General features: G+C 44.5%; 15 protein-coding genes. 8 read left to right on the plus strand and 7 right to left on the minus strand.

What is annotated here, in order from left to right:
- Nucleotide 1 precedes the first annotated feature (1 nt).
- The 4 genes from OH459_RS06335 to OH459_RS06350 are packed head-to-tail and all read right to left on the minus strand — an operon-like array spanning nucleotide 2 to nucleotide 2758.
- Entirely contained in the window at nucleotides 2–871 is an 870-nt protein-coding gene (locus tag OH459_RS06335; protein WP_005452534.1) for a heme/hemin ABC transporter substrate-binding protein, read from the minus strand.
- Nucleotides 872–897: 26 nt separating this feature from the next.
- On the minus strand, nucleotides 898–1311 hold the full coding sequence (locus tag OH459_RS06340) for an ExbD/TolR family protein (RefSeq protein WP_005452533.1): 414 nt from the start codon (nucleotides 1309–1311) through the stop codon (nucleotides 898–900).
- Complete coding sequence (locus OH459_RS06345) at nucleotides 1308–2006, minus strand: MotA/TolQ/ExbB proton channel family protein (protein WP_005452532.1); 699 nt, start codon at nucleotides 2004–2006, stop codon at nucleotides 1308–1310. The genes OH459_RS06340 and OH459_RS06345 overlap by 4 nt, the downstream gene beginning before the upstream one ends.
- A complete protein-coding gene (locus OH459_RS06350; protein ID WP_049537875.1) occupies nucleotides 2006–2758 on the minus strand; it encodes an energy transducer TonB in 753 nt (250 codons plus the stop codon). Before OH459_RS06350 ends, OH459_RS06345 begins: the two co-directional genes overlap by 1 nt.
- A 166-nt stretch (nucleotides 2759–2924) precedes the next feature.
- Between OH459_RS06350 and hutW the strand changes: the two genes are divergently transcribed.
- The 4 genes from hutW to OH459_RS06370 all read left to right on the plus strand — a co-directional run bounded on the left by hutW (nucleotide 2925) and on the right by OH459_RS06370 (nucleotide 6122).
- Nucleotides 2925–4295 carry a heme anaerobic degradation radical SAM methyltransferase ChuW/HutW gene (hutW, locus tag OH459_RS06355; protein WP_009701463.1) on the plus strand — a complete coding sequence of 457 codons (1371 nt, stop codon included), beginning with the start codon at nucleotides 2925–2927 and terminating at the stop codon, nucleotides 4293–4295.
- Nucleotides 4296–4312: 17 nt separating this feature from the next.
- Nucleotides 4313–4816, plus strand: a complete 504-nt coding sequence (hutX, locus tag OH459_RS06360) for a heme utilization cystosolic carrier protein HutX (protein ID WP_005452528.1) — start codon at nucleotides 4313–4315, stop codon at nucleotides 4814–4816.
- Between the two features lie 134 nt (nucleotides 4817–4950).
- On the plus strand, nucleotides 4951–5481 hold the full coding sequence (hutZ, locus tag OH459_RS06365) for a heme utilization protein HutZ (protein WP_005452526.1): 531 nt from the start codon (nucleotides 4951–4953) through the stop codon (nucleotides 5479–5481).
- Nucleotides 5482–5585: 104 nt separating this feature from the next.
- Nucleotides 5586–6122: an ATP:cob(I)alamin adenosyltransferase gene (locus tag OH459_RS06370; protein ID WP_269986062.1), complete on the plus strand. Its 537-nt coding sequence runs from the start codon at nucleotides 5586–5588 to the stop codon at nucleotides 6120–6122.
- 18 nt (nucleotides 6123–6140) lie between these two features.
- Here the strand turns inward: OH459_RS06370 and OH459_RS06375 are convergent, their stop codons facing one another.
- Nucleotides 6141–7055, minus strand: coding sequence for a chemotaxis protein (locus OH459_RS06375; RefSeq protein ID WP_005452523.1), 915 nt, complete (start codon nucleotides 7053–7055; stop codon nucleotides 6141–6143).
- A gap of 253 nt (nucleotides 7056–7308) precedes the next feature.
- On the opposite strand from OH459_RS06375, the gene ppiC reads away from it, so the two are divergent.
- On the plus strand, nucleotides 7309–7602 hold the full coding sequence (ppiC, locus tag OH459_RS06380; protein ID WP_079722410.1) for a peptidylprolyl isomerase PpiC: 294 nt from the start codon (nucleotides 7309–7311) through the stop codon (nucleotides 7600–7602).
- 207 nt (nucleotides 7603–7809) lie between these two features.
- Nucleotides 7810–8412, plus strand: coding sequence for a GNAT family N-acetyltransferase (locus OH459_RS06385; RefSeq protein ID WP_050940127.1), 603 nt, complete (start codon nucleotides 7810–7812; stop codon nucleotides 8410–8412).
- 122 nt (nucleotides 8413–8534) lie between these two features.
- On the opposite strand, the gene OH459_RS06390 is transcribed toward OH459_RS06385, so the two are convergent.
- Nucleotides 8535–9581, minus strand: coding sequence for a hypothetical protein (locus tag OH459_RS06390; RefSeq protein WP_188014607.1), 1047 nt, complete (start codon nucleotides 9579–9581; stop codon nucleotides 8535–8537).
- A gap of 591 nt (nucleotides 9582–10172) precedes the next feature.
- On the opposite strand from OH459_RS06390, the gene OH459_RS06395 reads away from it, so the two are divergent.
- Nucleotides 10173–11522, plus strand: a complete 1350-nt coding sequence (locus tag OH459_RS06395) for an alpha-amylase family protein (RefSeq protein WP_269986072.1) — start codon at nucleotides 10173–10175, stop codon at nucleotides 11520–11522.
- Between the two features lie 70 nt (nucleotides 11523–11592).
- Here the strand turns inward: OH459_RS06395 and OH459_RS06400 are convergent, their stop codons facing one another.
- Nucleotides 11593–12582 carry a zinc-binding dehydrogenase gene (locus OH459_RS06400; protein WP_069687727.1) on the minus strand — a complete coding sequence of 330 codons (990 nt, stop codon included), beginning with the start codon at nucleotides 12580–12582 and terminating at the stop codon, nucleotides 11593–11595.
- 326 nt (nucleotides 12583–12908) lie between these two features.
- Between OH459_RS06400 and OH459_RS06405 the strand changes: the two genes are divergently transcribed.
- On the plus strand, nucleotides 12909–13688 hold the full coding sequence (locus OH459_RS06405) for an SDR family NAD(P)-dependent oxidoreductase (RefSeq protein ID WP_269986074.1): 780 nt from the start codon (nucleotides 12909–12911) through the stop codon (nucleotides 13686–13688).
- The last annotated feature ends 280 nt before the right edge of the window (nucleotides 13689–13968 follow it).

Here is a 13968-nt window from a genome sequence, read left to right on the forward strand (position 1 = left end):
TCTACGGGTAAAGCAGCTCGTTTAGGCGCTTCGCCTCTGAAAGGCTCTTAAGTCCTAAACCACCAACAAGCGCATGACCGTCAATTGTCACGATGTTTTTGTTCATACCTGCTGGAGTCGCGGCAAGGAGAGGCATTGCTTTCAGAATGGCATCTGCACCGCCCATTGTTTGATAGCTACGCCCACTCACAAGAATCACGTCTGGTTGCATCTCGACCATAGCTTCTGTTGACAGTGGCTTGTATGAAGAGAGTTTGCTTGCTGCTGGGTTTTCTCCACCTGCAAGTTGAATGATTGCGTCTGGTGTTGTTTCTGACCCCGCTACGTTTGCTGGGCGACCTTCGTGAATCAGTAGGAAAAGTACTTTCTTTTTGTCAGCTTTTGCTGGTTGGTTGCCTTCCAGTGCTTTCACTTGTGCTTCAACTTCAGTTTTTAGCGCTGTCGCTTGAGCTTCGCGATGCATGATAGTCGCAATTTGGTCGATACGATCAACCAAACCTTCCACGTTTGCTTCTGTATTGACGACTTCAACATCAACACCTGCTGATTTCAATTGGTCTAGCGTGGTGTTTGGTCCCATTTCATCTGATCCAATCAATTTAGTCGGGCTTAATCCCAGTAGACCTTCAGCAGAAAGACGACGGTGGTAACCAACTTTTGGCAACTCCATACCTTCCGGTAGTTGGCTTGTTACGTCGACAGCAACAAGGCTATCTTTTGCATCAAGAGCAAGTAACAGTTCAGTGACAGCGCTGCCGGCACTGACCACGCGTTCATTTGATGGAGCTTCGTTGGCAAATAGGCTCGCACTAGCAAGCATAGTAATGGCTGCAGTCAATGCGGTACGAACGGGCGAAAGTGTTTTATTCATTAGTGTGTTCTCAATCTTGTGTTCTTCTATTGCGACTCTTCAGTGAGCAGTTGAGTCGCTTGAATTCCGTTTTCTTGTAAAAAGCCAAGAAGCTTAACCAGTGACTGAATGTCTGCGGTTTTTTCCGCACCAATCACAATAGGTTTGTCGGTTGATTTGCTCTCTTCTAACAGAGCCATCGTAAAGTTTTCCCAATCGATGTACGCCTTACCGTTGATCGCCCAGTGTGGCTCTTCTTTAAGGATGTTCACCGTGATTGATTGTTTGTCCACCTCAGCCACAGCTTGGGAATCGGTGCTTGGTAGGTTCACATCTAGGGAATCTAACTTCACTGCTGCAGTGAGCATCAAAAACACCATTACGATGAAAATGATGTCGAGCAGTGGCGTTAAGTCTGGTGTTAAGCCATGACTGTTGTTGTCTTGTGGTGCCTTAATCATGAACTTCTCGCTTCAACATGATTTGCAACAGTCGCGACTTCTTTGCTGTTTTCCGGAGATACATGCTGTAGAGAAATGCCTTCGAGCCACAGATTTACATAGTTCAGAGTGTGTTCAAGCTTAGCGATAACACGATCTGCCCAAAGACCAATCAGTTGCGCGCCAGAAATAGCAGGTAACGCAATGATCAAACCAGCTGCAGTCGTACGCATCGCAAGACCCAAGCCATCTGCCAAGTCGTTTGGCGTAATGTTACCGGTAGAAGAAGCAATACCTTTAAACATGTCGATAAGACCAAGAACGGTACCTAATAGACCAATCAGGGGGCTGATCACGCCAATCAAGGTCAACAGACGCAGACCTGAGTGCAACTGATGACGTTTTTCTTGAAGCCAAATACCAGCCGCATCTTCACGCAGTGATTTAGAAAAAGAGTGATGCGCAAGCAGCATTGCAACACCACGATATAAAAGAGGTCGTTTACCCGAAAACTCATCCGCTAGTGCTTCGATGTCTTTGTTGTTGGTTGGGTCAAGCTTGGTCAGCTTTTGGCGAATCGCGCGTTTACCAACTCCTAGGCTAATGAATACTTGAAAGAGTCTTTCCGCAATGATCATGACTGTAAGTGCAGAGCAAATAACTAAAGGCCAAGTCATAAGACCAAATTGGGTTTGTAAATGTTGTAGCTGTTCCATTATCCATCCAACTTAAAACGAACTGGGATTTGAACTCGGTGAGCGACTTTGTGCCCGCCAGAAATATGAGGTGAAAACTGCCATTGTTTAATGGCACGTAGAGCAGAAAGATCCAGCATTTCTGCACCAGATGATTCGATAAGTACTTGTTTAATTTGGTTACCGTTTTCGTCAAGCCAAATTTCATACAGCGCAACCCCTTCAATACCACGCTTTTGCGCTGAACGTGGGTAACGAGGTTGTACTGGTTGAGAAACAAACGTTGGTTGGTCAATCATTACAGGCTGTGATGTCGCCCCTTTCGATTGATCTGTAGGAGCCGCTTGTTGTGGTTGAGGTTCTTTTGCGATTTTCTCTTCCACTTTTTCTTTTGGTTGCGGATCTTTCTTTGCAACGGGTTTTGGTGGTTGAGGTTTTTTAACCGGTTCAGGTTTCTTTTGGACTGGTTTTTTCTTCACCGCTTCTTTTTTTACGATCGGCTTTTCTACCGTCTTTTTAATCGGCTCAGGCTTTGGTTTTGGCTTCGGAGGCTCAGGTTGTTTCTTTGGCTCCGGGTGCTTCTCTTCCACCACTTCTTGTGGCGTAGGAGCCGCTTGTACCGGTTTTGGCGCTGAGACTAAATTCAAGCTTACCGAGCTGGTGGGATTGCCTGCTGGCATTGCAAACACTTTTGTCTCTTGGGAGACAAAAAGAAGCGCTGCGTGCACCACTAAAGAGGCGCCACCGGCAATGGCATATCTTTTTACGTTCACGGGTAAATCTCGGTAGTAGGAATCATTATCAAGTGGGAAGATTATTGCTCGAAAAGGAAATAAGATCAATTATCAATTGCATTATCATTACGTGCAAATTATGATCTTTACAGTTTTTTTGAAATGAGCCTCAATCCTTTGTGTGGTGGGCTTTAAGTGAGTAAATATGAGCGTCGACATTTATAAATTTGACGAATCAATTCTCGGGAGTGACAGCCCCGATCCGCTGCGTTTTGCGTTTGTGAAAAAACACTCTGCGCACGCGGGTGGTAGCAGTATGCCTGTGCCACCGCCACAACAAGGTGAAATCCTGTCACGGATCACTTCTGAAACAACGCAAAAGAACAATAAGCGTTGCTTGTACATTCATGTGCCATTTTGTCGTGTGCGCTGCACTTTTTGTAACTTCTTCCAAAATGCTGCGAGCCGTAAGCTTGTTGATGAGTACTTTGAAGCGCTGATGAAAGAGCTGAAAGAAAAAGCAGCACTGCCATGGACACAAAGTGGCATTTTTCATGCGGTTTATATCGGTGGGGGCACGCCTACAGATTTATCTGCAGATCAGGTTCGTATTCTTGGTCAGGCAATTCATGACTATTTCCCTTTAGCCGCCGATTGTGAAATTACCCTAGAAGGACGTATTAACCGATTCTCGGACGAGCTGTATCAGGGAGCGCTAGACGGAGGTTTCAACCGTTTTTCATTTGGTGTGCAAAGCTTCAATACCAAAGTACGTCGTAGCGCTAAGCGTTTAGATGATCGTGAAGATGTCTTGAACCGCGTTGCTGAGCTCGCTAAAGAAGACAAAATTCCCGTCATTATAGATCTGCTATATGGCTTGCCTTATCAGACAAAGGAAGTGCTCGAACAAGATTTGCACGACTTTATGTCTACTGGTGCGCACGGTTTGGACCTATATCAACTGGTTGTTGGTGGGACAGCCCCAATGTTGAACCTAGTTGAGAAGGGTAAGATGCCGCCACCGGCAACCACGCCTGAAAAAGCTGGTATGTACGAGCTCGGTGCGAAATTCATGTCGAAACACCATATGAAGCAGCTCAGTGTAAACCATTGGGCGATCGATAACCGTGAACGCAGCTTATACAACAGCTTAGCGAAGACGTATGCAGAAGTGCTTCCGGTTGGTTGTGGTGCCGGCGGTAACATCGGTGGTTACGGCATGATGCAACATCGCACGCTAGACACTTATGTCAAAGCCGTCAATGAAGGGCAAAGCACCATCGCGATGATGATGAAACAAAGCCCGCTAGAGCCACTCTTTGCTGCGCTAAAGTCAGGTTTCGACCGTGGCATTGTTCAAGGGAACAAACTGCCAAACTTCATGGGTGAAGACACCTTTAACTTCCTAATGCCGTTGTTCAAAGTATGGCACGACAAGGGCTTGGTCGAGCTTCAAGAGCGTAGCTTAGTGCTAACCCTTGCAGGGAGCTTCTGGGCTGTTTCTCTCGCACAGGCATGTATTCAGGTACTAACGTCGGAAATGAACGAAAACGTACCAAAAGTATCTAACATCTAAAAGAAATGGAAAAACCAATGGAATCAATTAAGCAACAGGTTGAAAGCCTACTAGAACAAGAACCGCAACTGTTACCTGCGGCGATGGCAGAGCGCCTTGGCGTATCGGAATTTGATGTGGTTGCAGCACTACCTCAAGAAATGGTAGCGGTGGCTCCGGGTGAGCAAGCTCAAAGCATTTTAGAAGGTCTTGTAGGCTTTGGTCCTGTAACGACGATTGTTCATTCTTTCGGCTCAATCTTTGAAGTGAAAGCACCGTTCCCGAAAGGCAAAGTGGCACGTGGTTACTACAACTTAATGGGCAAAGAAGGGGAGCTTCACGGTCACCTTAAACTGGATAACGTGAAAAACATCGCGCTAGTAAGTAAGCCGTTTATGGGGCGTGAAAGCCACTACTTTGGTTTCTTCTCTGAGTGCGGTAGCAACATCTTTAAGATCTACCTCGGTCGTAATGAAAAGCGCGAACTGATTGAAGAGCAAGTAACGGCATTCCGTGCAATGCAAGCTGAGTTCAATCAGTAGTTCCAACATAGAATTAACAATGTTAAATGCATACGACGCTTGCTCCATCCGCCAACAGGTGGGGTGGCGTCGTTTATCAAAGAATAACCGAGTTTAAATTCGGAAACACAAAACAAGTAAAGTTAGGTATCAAAATGGATCAGCAAGTTAAACAAGAGCGTTTACAAGGTCGTCTAGGACCAGAAATTAAGGAATTTCGTCAGGAGCGCCGTACGATTCAACTAGCAACAGTTGATGCGGAAGGTCGTCCAAACGTAAGTTACGCCCCATACGTACAAAACCAGGAAGGTTACTTCGTTCTTATTTCTCAGATTGCTCGTCACGCGCGCAATCTGCTTGAGAATCCAAACGTATCTTTGATGATGATTGAAGATGAGGATTCATCTAAGCAGTTGTTTGCTCGCAAGCGTCTAACGTTTGATGCGGTTGCGACAGTTGTAGAACGTGACTCTGAAATGTGGCAGCAAGTTGTTGGTCAAATGAAAGATCGTTTTGGTGAAATCATCGACGGTCTAAGCCAACTAGAAGACTTTGTTCTATTTAACCTAAAAGCAGAGCAAGGTCTATTCGTAAAAGGTTTTGGTCAGGCTTACCAAGTGTCTGGTGATGATTTGGTTGATTTTGTTCACCTTCAAGAAGGTCACAAGAGAGTCGAAAAAGCGTAAGCTGGCTTTCTAACTTAATGATCGTCTAAACGGGTGTGAATGCCCAAAGGGAGTTAGATTATAATAACTCCCTTTTTATTAGACCAAAAGTACAGAGAAAGAGCATGAGACCAGTAAGTAAGGAACTTGGCGAGATTTGTTACCCATTCATTTATGAAGACAGTCCGGTCTGCGATTTTGAAATTACGGCAGACGAGTTGTGCAGTCGAATTGGGCTTGTGCTATCGATGGAGTTAGATGATTTTAGTCGCGACGTCCTAACTCGCATGCAGCCAAACGTGTACCATTTGAACGGCTCTATCCGCGGCAAGCTCGCAATCACAGAAGCGGAAGTTGATGAGTTAAAAGCTGACTACGACGCAATCAAAGCGCGCATTGACGGTGGTTTTAAGGGGTTTGTACTTCCCGGTGGTCACCCAACTTCCAGCCAATTACATTTGTGTCGCTGCCAAGCCAAGAAGGTCGTTCGCGCATTGGTTGCGGTAGAGCATTCAGGTAAGAAGCAACCCGCCCCAATTTTGTTCCGCTATTCAAACCTGCTAGCTAACGTGCTTTATAGCTTGGCTTCCTATATCAATCACATTTATCAAGTGGAAGAAACGGAGTTTGTGTCTCGCAGCTACACGATGCCAAGTAAATAACGAGACAAACTAAAGTCGTTATGATGCCATCGCTTTTGCTTCTAGCTCTTTTGCGCCGCGCAGCATAGCTTCAATCAATTCTCCTGCATTGAACTTCTCTAGTGCTTCATGAGCGCCAACTTGGTGAGCTCGGTCAACACAAATCTCGCTAGAGAGAGAGGTGTGAAGAATACGGTAAGAGTTGTTCAGTGCGGAATCGTTTTGAACTTCAAACGCAAGTTCATAACCGTCCAATCCTGGCATTTCGATATCACTTACTAGAAGATCAATAGGGCGGTTTTCTTCTGCTTCTCGCTTCATTAAATCGAGTGCATCAGAGCCATTTTTGCAAATTTGATAAGGGATATTGATGCGATCCAACGCGTCACTTAACTGTTTGCGTGCAATTGAAGAGTCGTCAACTAAAAGGATACTCAAGGCTTTCAGGCGTTCACGCTCAATGTCTGTCAGCATAGGAATCTTAGTGTTTTCATATTGAGGGTAGATCTTCGAAAGCAGAAGCTCGACATCTAACATTTGGACGATTTTCTCTTCATAGCGAGTAATGCCAGTAACAAAGATGTTGTGACCTGCACTTTCTGGTGGCGTTTCAATTGCTTTCCAGTCACATTCGATGATTTTCTCGATACTTCGTACCATGAACGCAACCACCGTGCGCAAGCAATCTGTCACGATCAGATAGCAGTTTTTGTATTCCTCTTCTTGAATCGGACGGAATCCAATCGCTGCTGCCATATCAATCACTGGTACCGTTAAGTCACGAATCGTGACGGTCCCAATCACGTGGTGATGAGAATATGGAATCTTGGTCGTTGGCATGTAAGGAACAATTTCACGGACTTTAAGTGTGCCAATTGCGAAGTTCTGTTGCAGGGTGAGTTTAAACACCAACATGCCTTGAGATTGGTTCGCTTTACTTGCGACTTTTGCCATGAAAATAACCTTATCAATATCACTGATTTATGTAACTAATCTAATCTTATAAGGCGACAGCTTCAACCGTAGAGCGTGGAAAAATGAGCTTTTTAGGAAATAGAACAAATAAAGAGAGAAATAACGTTCAATAATGGGTAACTTTTCATCAACTTGTCCGCGAGTTCCGATCATTAATGGATGAAGATAGAGCCTGAATTTGAGAAATCATTGCGATATTGAAGCGTTTCGGTAAACTTGCGCCACCCGAACAGTGAGAGACAAACACATGGCAAATACAGCAGCCGCTTTACACATTCTGGTAAAGCACAAAGAACAAGCTGAAGACATCATTAAGCAACTTAAGAAAGGTGCTAAATTCCAGACGTTGGCAAAGAAATACTCAACTTGTCCATCTGGTAAACGTGGTGGCGACCTAGGTGAGTTTCGCCGTGGTCAAATGGTGCCACAGTTCGACAAAGTTTGCTTTTCAGGTGAGGTTCTAACTCCGCACCTAGTAAAAACTAAATTCGGCTGGCACGTTGTGAAGGTTCTTTACCGTACTTAGTTAATAGTTTCTGCCTAGAGATGCTTGGTCGTAGGCAAAAATTATTCCCTTCTGCGAACTATTAATCTACAATTCCTTCGCCTAAAACGATAAAGAGCGGTTGGTTATTCCGCTCCTTGCCCCGCAAGAATTCACCTTTAGATTCCTTGGCACTACTTTTAATCATGGAGTAGTGCATCTGTTGTGCTACTCCCAATGGAGTGCATTATGCCATTTACAATCGAACCAATTACACACAAACACATCGACTCTGTAGCTAAAGTTATTTTCGACTCGTTTGCTAGCAATCAAGTTGACAGCGAACATGTCAACGAAGAGTTTCTAGATTACTTGACATATATGAGTGTGACCAACGTGGAAAGCAAACTAGGTTATGTCGCAGTTGATAGCAACAATGAAATTATTGCTGGCGTATTGTGTTGTGACCTCAAAGAAGCATTATCTTTTGACAATGCTGATGATGATTCAATGATGGCTATTCTCAAAGAGCTCAATTCAAAATACTTTGAGACGCTTACTGTTCCTGAGCGTTCTTATTTACAAGTTAAGTTTATCGGTGTTCGCAATGATCACAGTGGTCAAGGTATTGCCTCTGCGTTGATTAACGCAGCGCTTAATAATGGTCGGGCACTTGGTTTCCGTTTTGTGCAAGCTGAATCTGCGGGTTCTCGTTCACAATATGTGTTTGAAAGAATGGGGTTCAGTGCAAAAGCAAGTGTGAAATATGACGAATTTCTTTTTAATGGTACGAAGCCGTTTCATGCTACAGAAGAACACCAATCAATAAAACTTATGATCAAAAAGTTGTAAGAACAACATCGGAGCAAATAACAGACTTTGAGCGCTTTAAAAAGTACAGCGTAATGAGCATGCTGTTTAGATGTGGTACCGTACTTAAAATTAAAAAAGCCAAGCATCACTTGGCTTTTTCTTTAGCTAGTACTCATTGCATACTGAGTTCCTGAATTGAAGTCCTCTAACCGTAGCGATGATTGTTCTGGCTCTTCGACAAAGACAAAGATTTCACCGTCTTTTTTGAGGACCTTCACGCCCATTTGCGATAACTCTAGTGCTAATTGGAATGGGTTGACGTGATAAAAGTGTTCTACATAAGTCCATAGTACATAGTTCGTCAGTATTTCCTGCTCACCAAATAACCCTTCTAATGCATATTGCAAAAAGATGTGCGCATCGATCATTGTCTCGCCCGAGTTGTTGGATATCGTGACGATGGCAATTTCATTTAGAGCATCCAGTACTTTCGAAACTTCGTCTTCAAGGTCTGGGTAGGTATCTTTGTTCCCTCTACGGACATTACGTTGAAATGAGTGAGATTCGTCATTCTTGAACCCAAACGCATGACTTGCTTTGTATGAGAGGCGATACACTGTTGAAACAGAGGCTTCAAACTCTTTTAGCTTATTGAGCACCATCTGGTCGTCTGCTGGTACTTTGGTTGCCGCCAGTGCTTTTGCTTGTTGAACCCGCTGATAGACCTCTTCTCCTGCAGGTAAAATATCGAGACAAGAGGCTTGCTTTTCTGAGCTTGCTTTCCAAGCGCCAAATCGAATGACATCGTCAAGTTTAAACTTAGATAAATCCTCATCGGTCTCTATTTCTAACGTTTCATACCAGTGTTCACGCCACATTTGCATTTCCTTCATGCGGTATGCTTTGCTGTACCTTAAATGGCAGTATATGTGGTACGAAAAACCAGTCAGAGCAAAAAACCAAGGTAGCCCTAGATATTGATAGTAATGAGATGAGTCACTAAAAATAAGACCGTAGATTAGTAACCCGACAGAGGCAAATAGCGCTAGGATAAAGCAGATAAAATTAACGAGGAAAAACATATGTTGGTAATCGTTTTTATCATAAGTTTCTGCTTTAAAAGCAATCCAAGCCGTTACGACCATTCCAAAAATGCCTGCAGTAACCAGCTGAATGCAGATCGCGAATGTAACTCCCCAAAAAGACATGTTTTTCCTCATGCACTCAAAAATAAGTACAAATTGTTGCATATGTAATTTTAAAAGGTGACCACCCTATAGCTAGGTGACGACGCGCTTCATAGTTTCATTGCTCTATGTATTGCTGTGTAGTTCTAAAGTGTTGAACTTGATGGATTCTTTATCCATCTAAAGGGTGATTAAAGGGATAGGTTTCACTTTGAACGTTTTATTATTCGCACCAACTGTGACGTAAGCAGCAGTTTCACTTTCTTAAATATTTGTTACATATGGTCTTGTTGCGCTCTTTTCTCTCATTCTTATTGAGAAAAGGCGTATTAGCTCGATTAAGCATGGGTTATGATGAGTTTAATAAAGTATTTATAAAACAGATGCTTAGTGGTTCATGTTTTCATGTCTAGTTATCTCCATGGTGTTAAAGTGCTTTTAAACACACGTTTAACCCTTAACAAGGGATGAGCTACGCCTTGTTTTTCCCCCTAGCAGAAACACAAAAGGGGTGAGGGCGACGCGTCAATAGTTCTTATAATTTCGGCTATTGGATTCGCTCACGACGAATTTGAGTAACAATGGGTGAGCGAACGCGACGAGGAGAGAAACATGAGTGGCTTACAGGAAACACTATCAACAGGTGCAAATGTTATCTTGCACGCTTTTGATTGGAAGTATGCTGACATTGCCCAACGCGCATCGGAAATCAGCGAGCTAGGTTATGGCTCGGTGTTGGTTTCTCCACCGATGAAAAGCGCACAAGACGAACGCTGGTGGCAGCGTTACCAACCTCAAGATTATCGGATTATCGACAATGCACTCGGTAACACAGTAGATTTCAAAAACATGATTGAAGCACTCAATCATGTAGGCGTACTGGTTTATGCCGATGTCGTTTTTAATCATATGGCGAACGAAGCGCACCTTCGTCCGGATCTACAGTATCCACGTCAAGGCGTGATGGACGACTACCAACAAAATGCGAGCAAGTATCAAGACCTGATTCTATTTGGCGATTTATCTGAGCCGCTATTTGACGAAAATGACTTTGTTGAAGCCTTTGGGATCAAAGATTGGAAAGACAAATGGCAAGTGCAGAACGGTCGAATCACTGGTGGTCCTACCGATCCTGGCTTACCAACTTTGCGTGTATGCAAGCACGTTGTTGAGCAGCAAAAAGCGTATTTAAAGGCGCTTAAGTCAATGGGTGTGAAAGGTTTCCGTATCGATGCTGCGAAGCATATGACCCTAGAGCACCTAAAGCTGGTTTGGACAGAAGAGATCACGCGAGATGTGCATATCTTTGGTGAGATCATCACCGATGGTGGCGCAACAGAAGAAGAGTATGAGCTGTTCTTGGAACCGTATTTGAAAGAGACACGATTGGGTGCATATGACTTTCCGTTGTTCTCAACCATCTTTAAGGCGTTCTCAAAGAAAGGCAGCTTTAAGTCTTTGATCGACCCATACTGTTTTGGTCAAGCGTTGTCGAACCGTCGAGCCATTACTTTTGCCATCACTCACGATATTCCAAATAACGATGTGTTCTTGGATTTAGTCATGGATGAAGAGAATGAGTGGCTAGCGTATGCCTATATCCTAGGCCGCGATGGAGGTGTACCACTTGTTTACACGGATTTGGATACCAGTGGCATAAAGGGCGCAGATGGTCGACCAAGATGGCGAAATGCGTGGCAAGATACGCGTATGGCGAAGATGGTAGCGTTCCATAACCTAGTGCATGGTGAACCGATGACGGTGCTTGAAGGTAACGACGATATGTTGGTGTTGCAACGTGGTGAAAAGGGCATCTTAGTGCTGAATAAATCTTCACGAGCACAATCACTACAACTTACCTTGAATAAAGCCTTGGTAGACATGATGACAGGCGAAGAGATGCCTTGTACTGAAGAGATTAAAGTGGCAGCAAAATCGGCGATGCTGCTTGTAGAGAAATAATACCCCTTGAAGCGCAAACTGCTTTGGAGTTTGCGCTTCCTTTTCCTTTTTGTCGCTTGGGATTGAGTGCTTAGTCGATGAGCTTCGCGACGATTTTTCCGACCGTTCGTTGCTGACGAATAAAGACTAGAGCTTGAGCGACGTCTTTTAGTTCTACCACTTCCAATTTTGGCACCATAACCTCACCGCGTTCTAACATATGCGAGAATTCCACCCCAGCGTTAACCATAGAAGCAAAGCCTTGTTCACCATGAACATGCCCTGAGCCTAGACTCAACTGATGAAAAGTAAGTCCTTGCAGGAAAGCGCCTGGGTATTCTGTTGCGCGAGTTGTTCTTACTAGTTCAACCATTTCACCTTCAAAGCCAAGCACAGAGGCGCATAAGATGTCGTTGTCGCCACCAACGCAATCCAAAGAAACTTCCACTCCTAAGTCTTCAGTAATTGACATAACTTGCTCACGTACATTCTCTTGTTTGTAGTCAATTACATGTGTTGCACCCAACGAACGTACGAACTCATGGTTTGCAGCAGAGCTTGTGGTTATGATGGTTTCTACGCCGAAGAAGCGAGCTAACTGAATAGCAAAACTACCAACACCACCAGAGCCGCCCGCAATAAAGATACTCTTACGGGTAGAAATGTTCAGCTTGTCGACAAGGGCTCGATAAGCCGTCCAACCTGCACATGGAGAAGCGGCTGCGATTTCTGGATCAACATCAGGATGCGTAACCAGCGTGCGCGAGTCCTGAATTGCGTATTCGGCAAAGCCACCGCTCATTCGACGCATGTTGCCATGGTAGAGTACGCGATCGCCCACCTGCCAACCTGATACCTTGTCGCCAATGGCAACGATTTCCCCCGAAACATCGAGACCACCAACGAATGTATCATCTATCCCGTCGACCATCTCGTGCCAAAGGTTTACTTTTGCATCGACAGGATTGAGCCCAACGGCATGAACTTTCACTAGTACATCGAAGCTGCTGTTTATCTCTGGCGTATCGATGTCAGTATAAGTAAAGGTATCTTGATCTTTTTGATAGGTGATTGCTTTCATTCATTTCCCCAGAGGGTTTGGAACCCAGATTTATGCAGCCCAACAAAGTTAGAATAGTTGGAAATTTCCATGTTGTTCGATGCGTATTCCCACGCACCTTGAAGTCATTTCGATATGTTAGCCATCACATAAGTGAGCTAAAAATTATCATTTGTTTTGAATGTAATAAATTTCTGTAATCAGAGGTCTCTTAATGAGTGGCACGATTGGCGAGCAAGATGGCATCTTTTGCCAATGTGTGGCGTGATTGGATTGCATAAACTGTGTCCATACCAACTACGCTGTGACCAACAGCGAATCAGTCAGAGCATTAAGAGGACAGGCACATGGCAAATACAGCATTAATTACAGGCGCATCAGGTGGTATCGGTGAAGAATTAGCGCGTATACACGCCGAAAAGGGTGGAGACTTAGTGCTTGTAGCCCGCTCTAAAGACAAGCTAGAGGCACTGGCATCAGAGCTTCGCGATAAACACAAGGTTCAGGTTGCTGTGATTGCAGAGGATTTGACTCAGGCTGATTCTGCTACACGTGTGTTTGAGCAAACCGAAGCGCAAAGGTTGCAAATTGATATGCTCATTAACAACGCTGGCTTTGGTGGTCACGGAAAATTCCATGAACGTGATCTCGTGGCGGACCAAGCCATGATGCAACTTAATATGGTGACGTTAACCAATCTGACTCACTTGTATCTGCAAGGTATGGTGGCACGCAATCATGGTAAGATCTTAAATGTGTCATCAACGGCGTCGTTTATGCCAGGTCCATTGCAAGCGGTGTACTACGCAACTAAGGCTTATGTTACTTCGTTTACCCAAGCGATAGCAGAAGAGCTTAGAGACACCAACGTAACTGCCACAGCTTTGTGTCCGGGAGCGGTAGCGACGGGTTTTGTTGTCGCAGGGGATTTACAAGGAGTGGAAGTCTTCAAAAATGCTAAGTCTCCTCGTTCTGTTGCTGAGTGTGGCTATAGCGCTATGGAACAAGGCAAGTTGGTGGCGTTCAACGAAGGCGGTTTGAAGTTCATCCTTGAGTGGATCGTCCCTTTTCTACCAAGAAAATTGGTGCTAAAAATATCGCGTCAAACTATGGAAAAAAGTGCTTAGGAATCAGATATGATCAAGCGAGCGAGTCAGTTCAGCGTACCTCAGAGTTGGAAAGTGCTGCTTAACGATATGGATATCGACCGCAATTGGTGCTGGCATACGCCAAGTTACCTGCCGACTCATTCATTCGAGCGCATAGCACTTGGAGGGGAGTCTCCCCTGGGCATTATCGAGAGCAGCGTCATTGAGTACAAAACGAATAGAAAGGAAAAGCGCCGAGCATGTCGGCGCTTTTTTGAATGGTGCTTTTGTCCACACACCTTTCAAGTTCTGTTTTTTT

Source organism: Vibrio sp. MM46 (assembly GCF_027587135.1).
Classification (GTDB): Bacteria; Pseudomonadota; Gammaproteobacteria; order Enterobacterales; family Vibrionaceae; genus Vibrio; species Vibrio harveyi.

Coding starts and splice junctions, on each gene's coding strand:
- OH459_RS06390 (WP_188014607.1), bottom strand. CDS start 9,581: ATGTCTTTTTGGGGAGTTACATTCGCGATCTGCATTCAGCTGGTTACT.
- OH459_RS06335 (WP_005452534.1), bottom strand. CDS start 871: ATGAATAAAACACTTTCGCCCGTTCGTACCGCATTGACTGCAGCCATT.
- OH459_RS06370 (WP_269986062.1), top strand. CDS start 5,586: ATGAGACCAGTAAGTAAGGAACTTGGCGAGATTTGTTACCCATTCATT.
- OH459_RS06340 (WP_005452533.1), bottom strand. CDS start 1,311: ATGATTAAGGCACCACAAGACAACAACAGTCATGGCTTAACACCAGAC.
- hutW (WP_009701463.1), top strand. CDS start 2,925: ATGAGCGTCGACATTTATAAATTTGACGAATCAATTCTCGGGAGTGAC.
- OH459_RS06385 (WP_050940127.1), top strand. CDS start 7,810: ATGCCATTTACAATCGAACCAATTACACACAAACACATCGACTCTGTA.
- OH459_RS06345 (WP_005452532.1), bottom strand. CDS start 2,006: ATGGAACAGCTACAACATTTACAAACCCAATTTGGTCTTATGACTTGG.
- OH459_RS06405 (WP_269986074.1), top strand. CDS start 12,909: ATGGCAAATACAGCATTAATTACAGGCGCATCAGGTGGTATCGGTGAA.
- OH459_RS06395 (WP_269986072.1), top strand. CDS start 10,173: ATGAGTGGCTTACAGGAAACACTATCAACAGGTGCAAATGTTATCTTG.
- OH459_RS06375 (WP_005452523.1), bottom strand. CDS start 7,055: ATGGCAAAAGTCGCAAGTAAAGCGAACCAATCTCAAGGCATGTTGGTG.
- hutZ (WP_005452526.1), top strand. CDS start 4,951: ATGGATCAGCAAGTTAAACAAGAGCGTTTACAAGGTCGTCTAGGACCA.
- OH459_RS06400 (WP_069687727.1), bottom strand. CDS start 12,582: ATGAAAGCAATCACCTATCAAAAAGATCAAGATACCTTTACTTATACT.
- hutX (WP_005452528.1), top strand. CDS start 4,313: ATGGAATCAATTAAGCAACAGGTTGAAAGCCTACTAGAACAAGAACCG.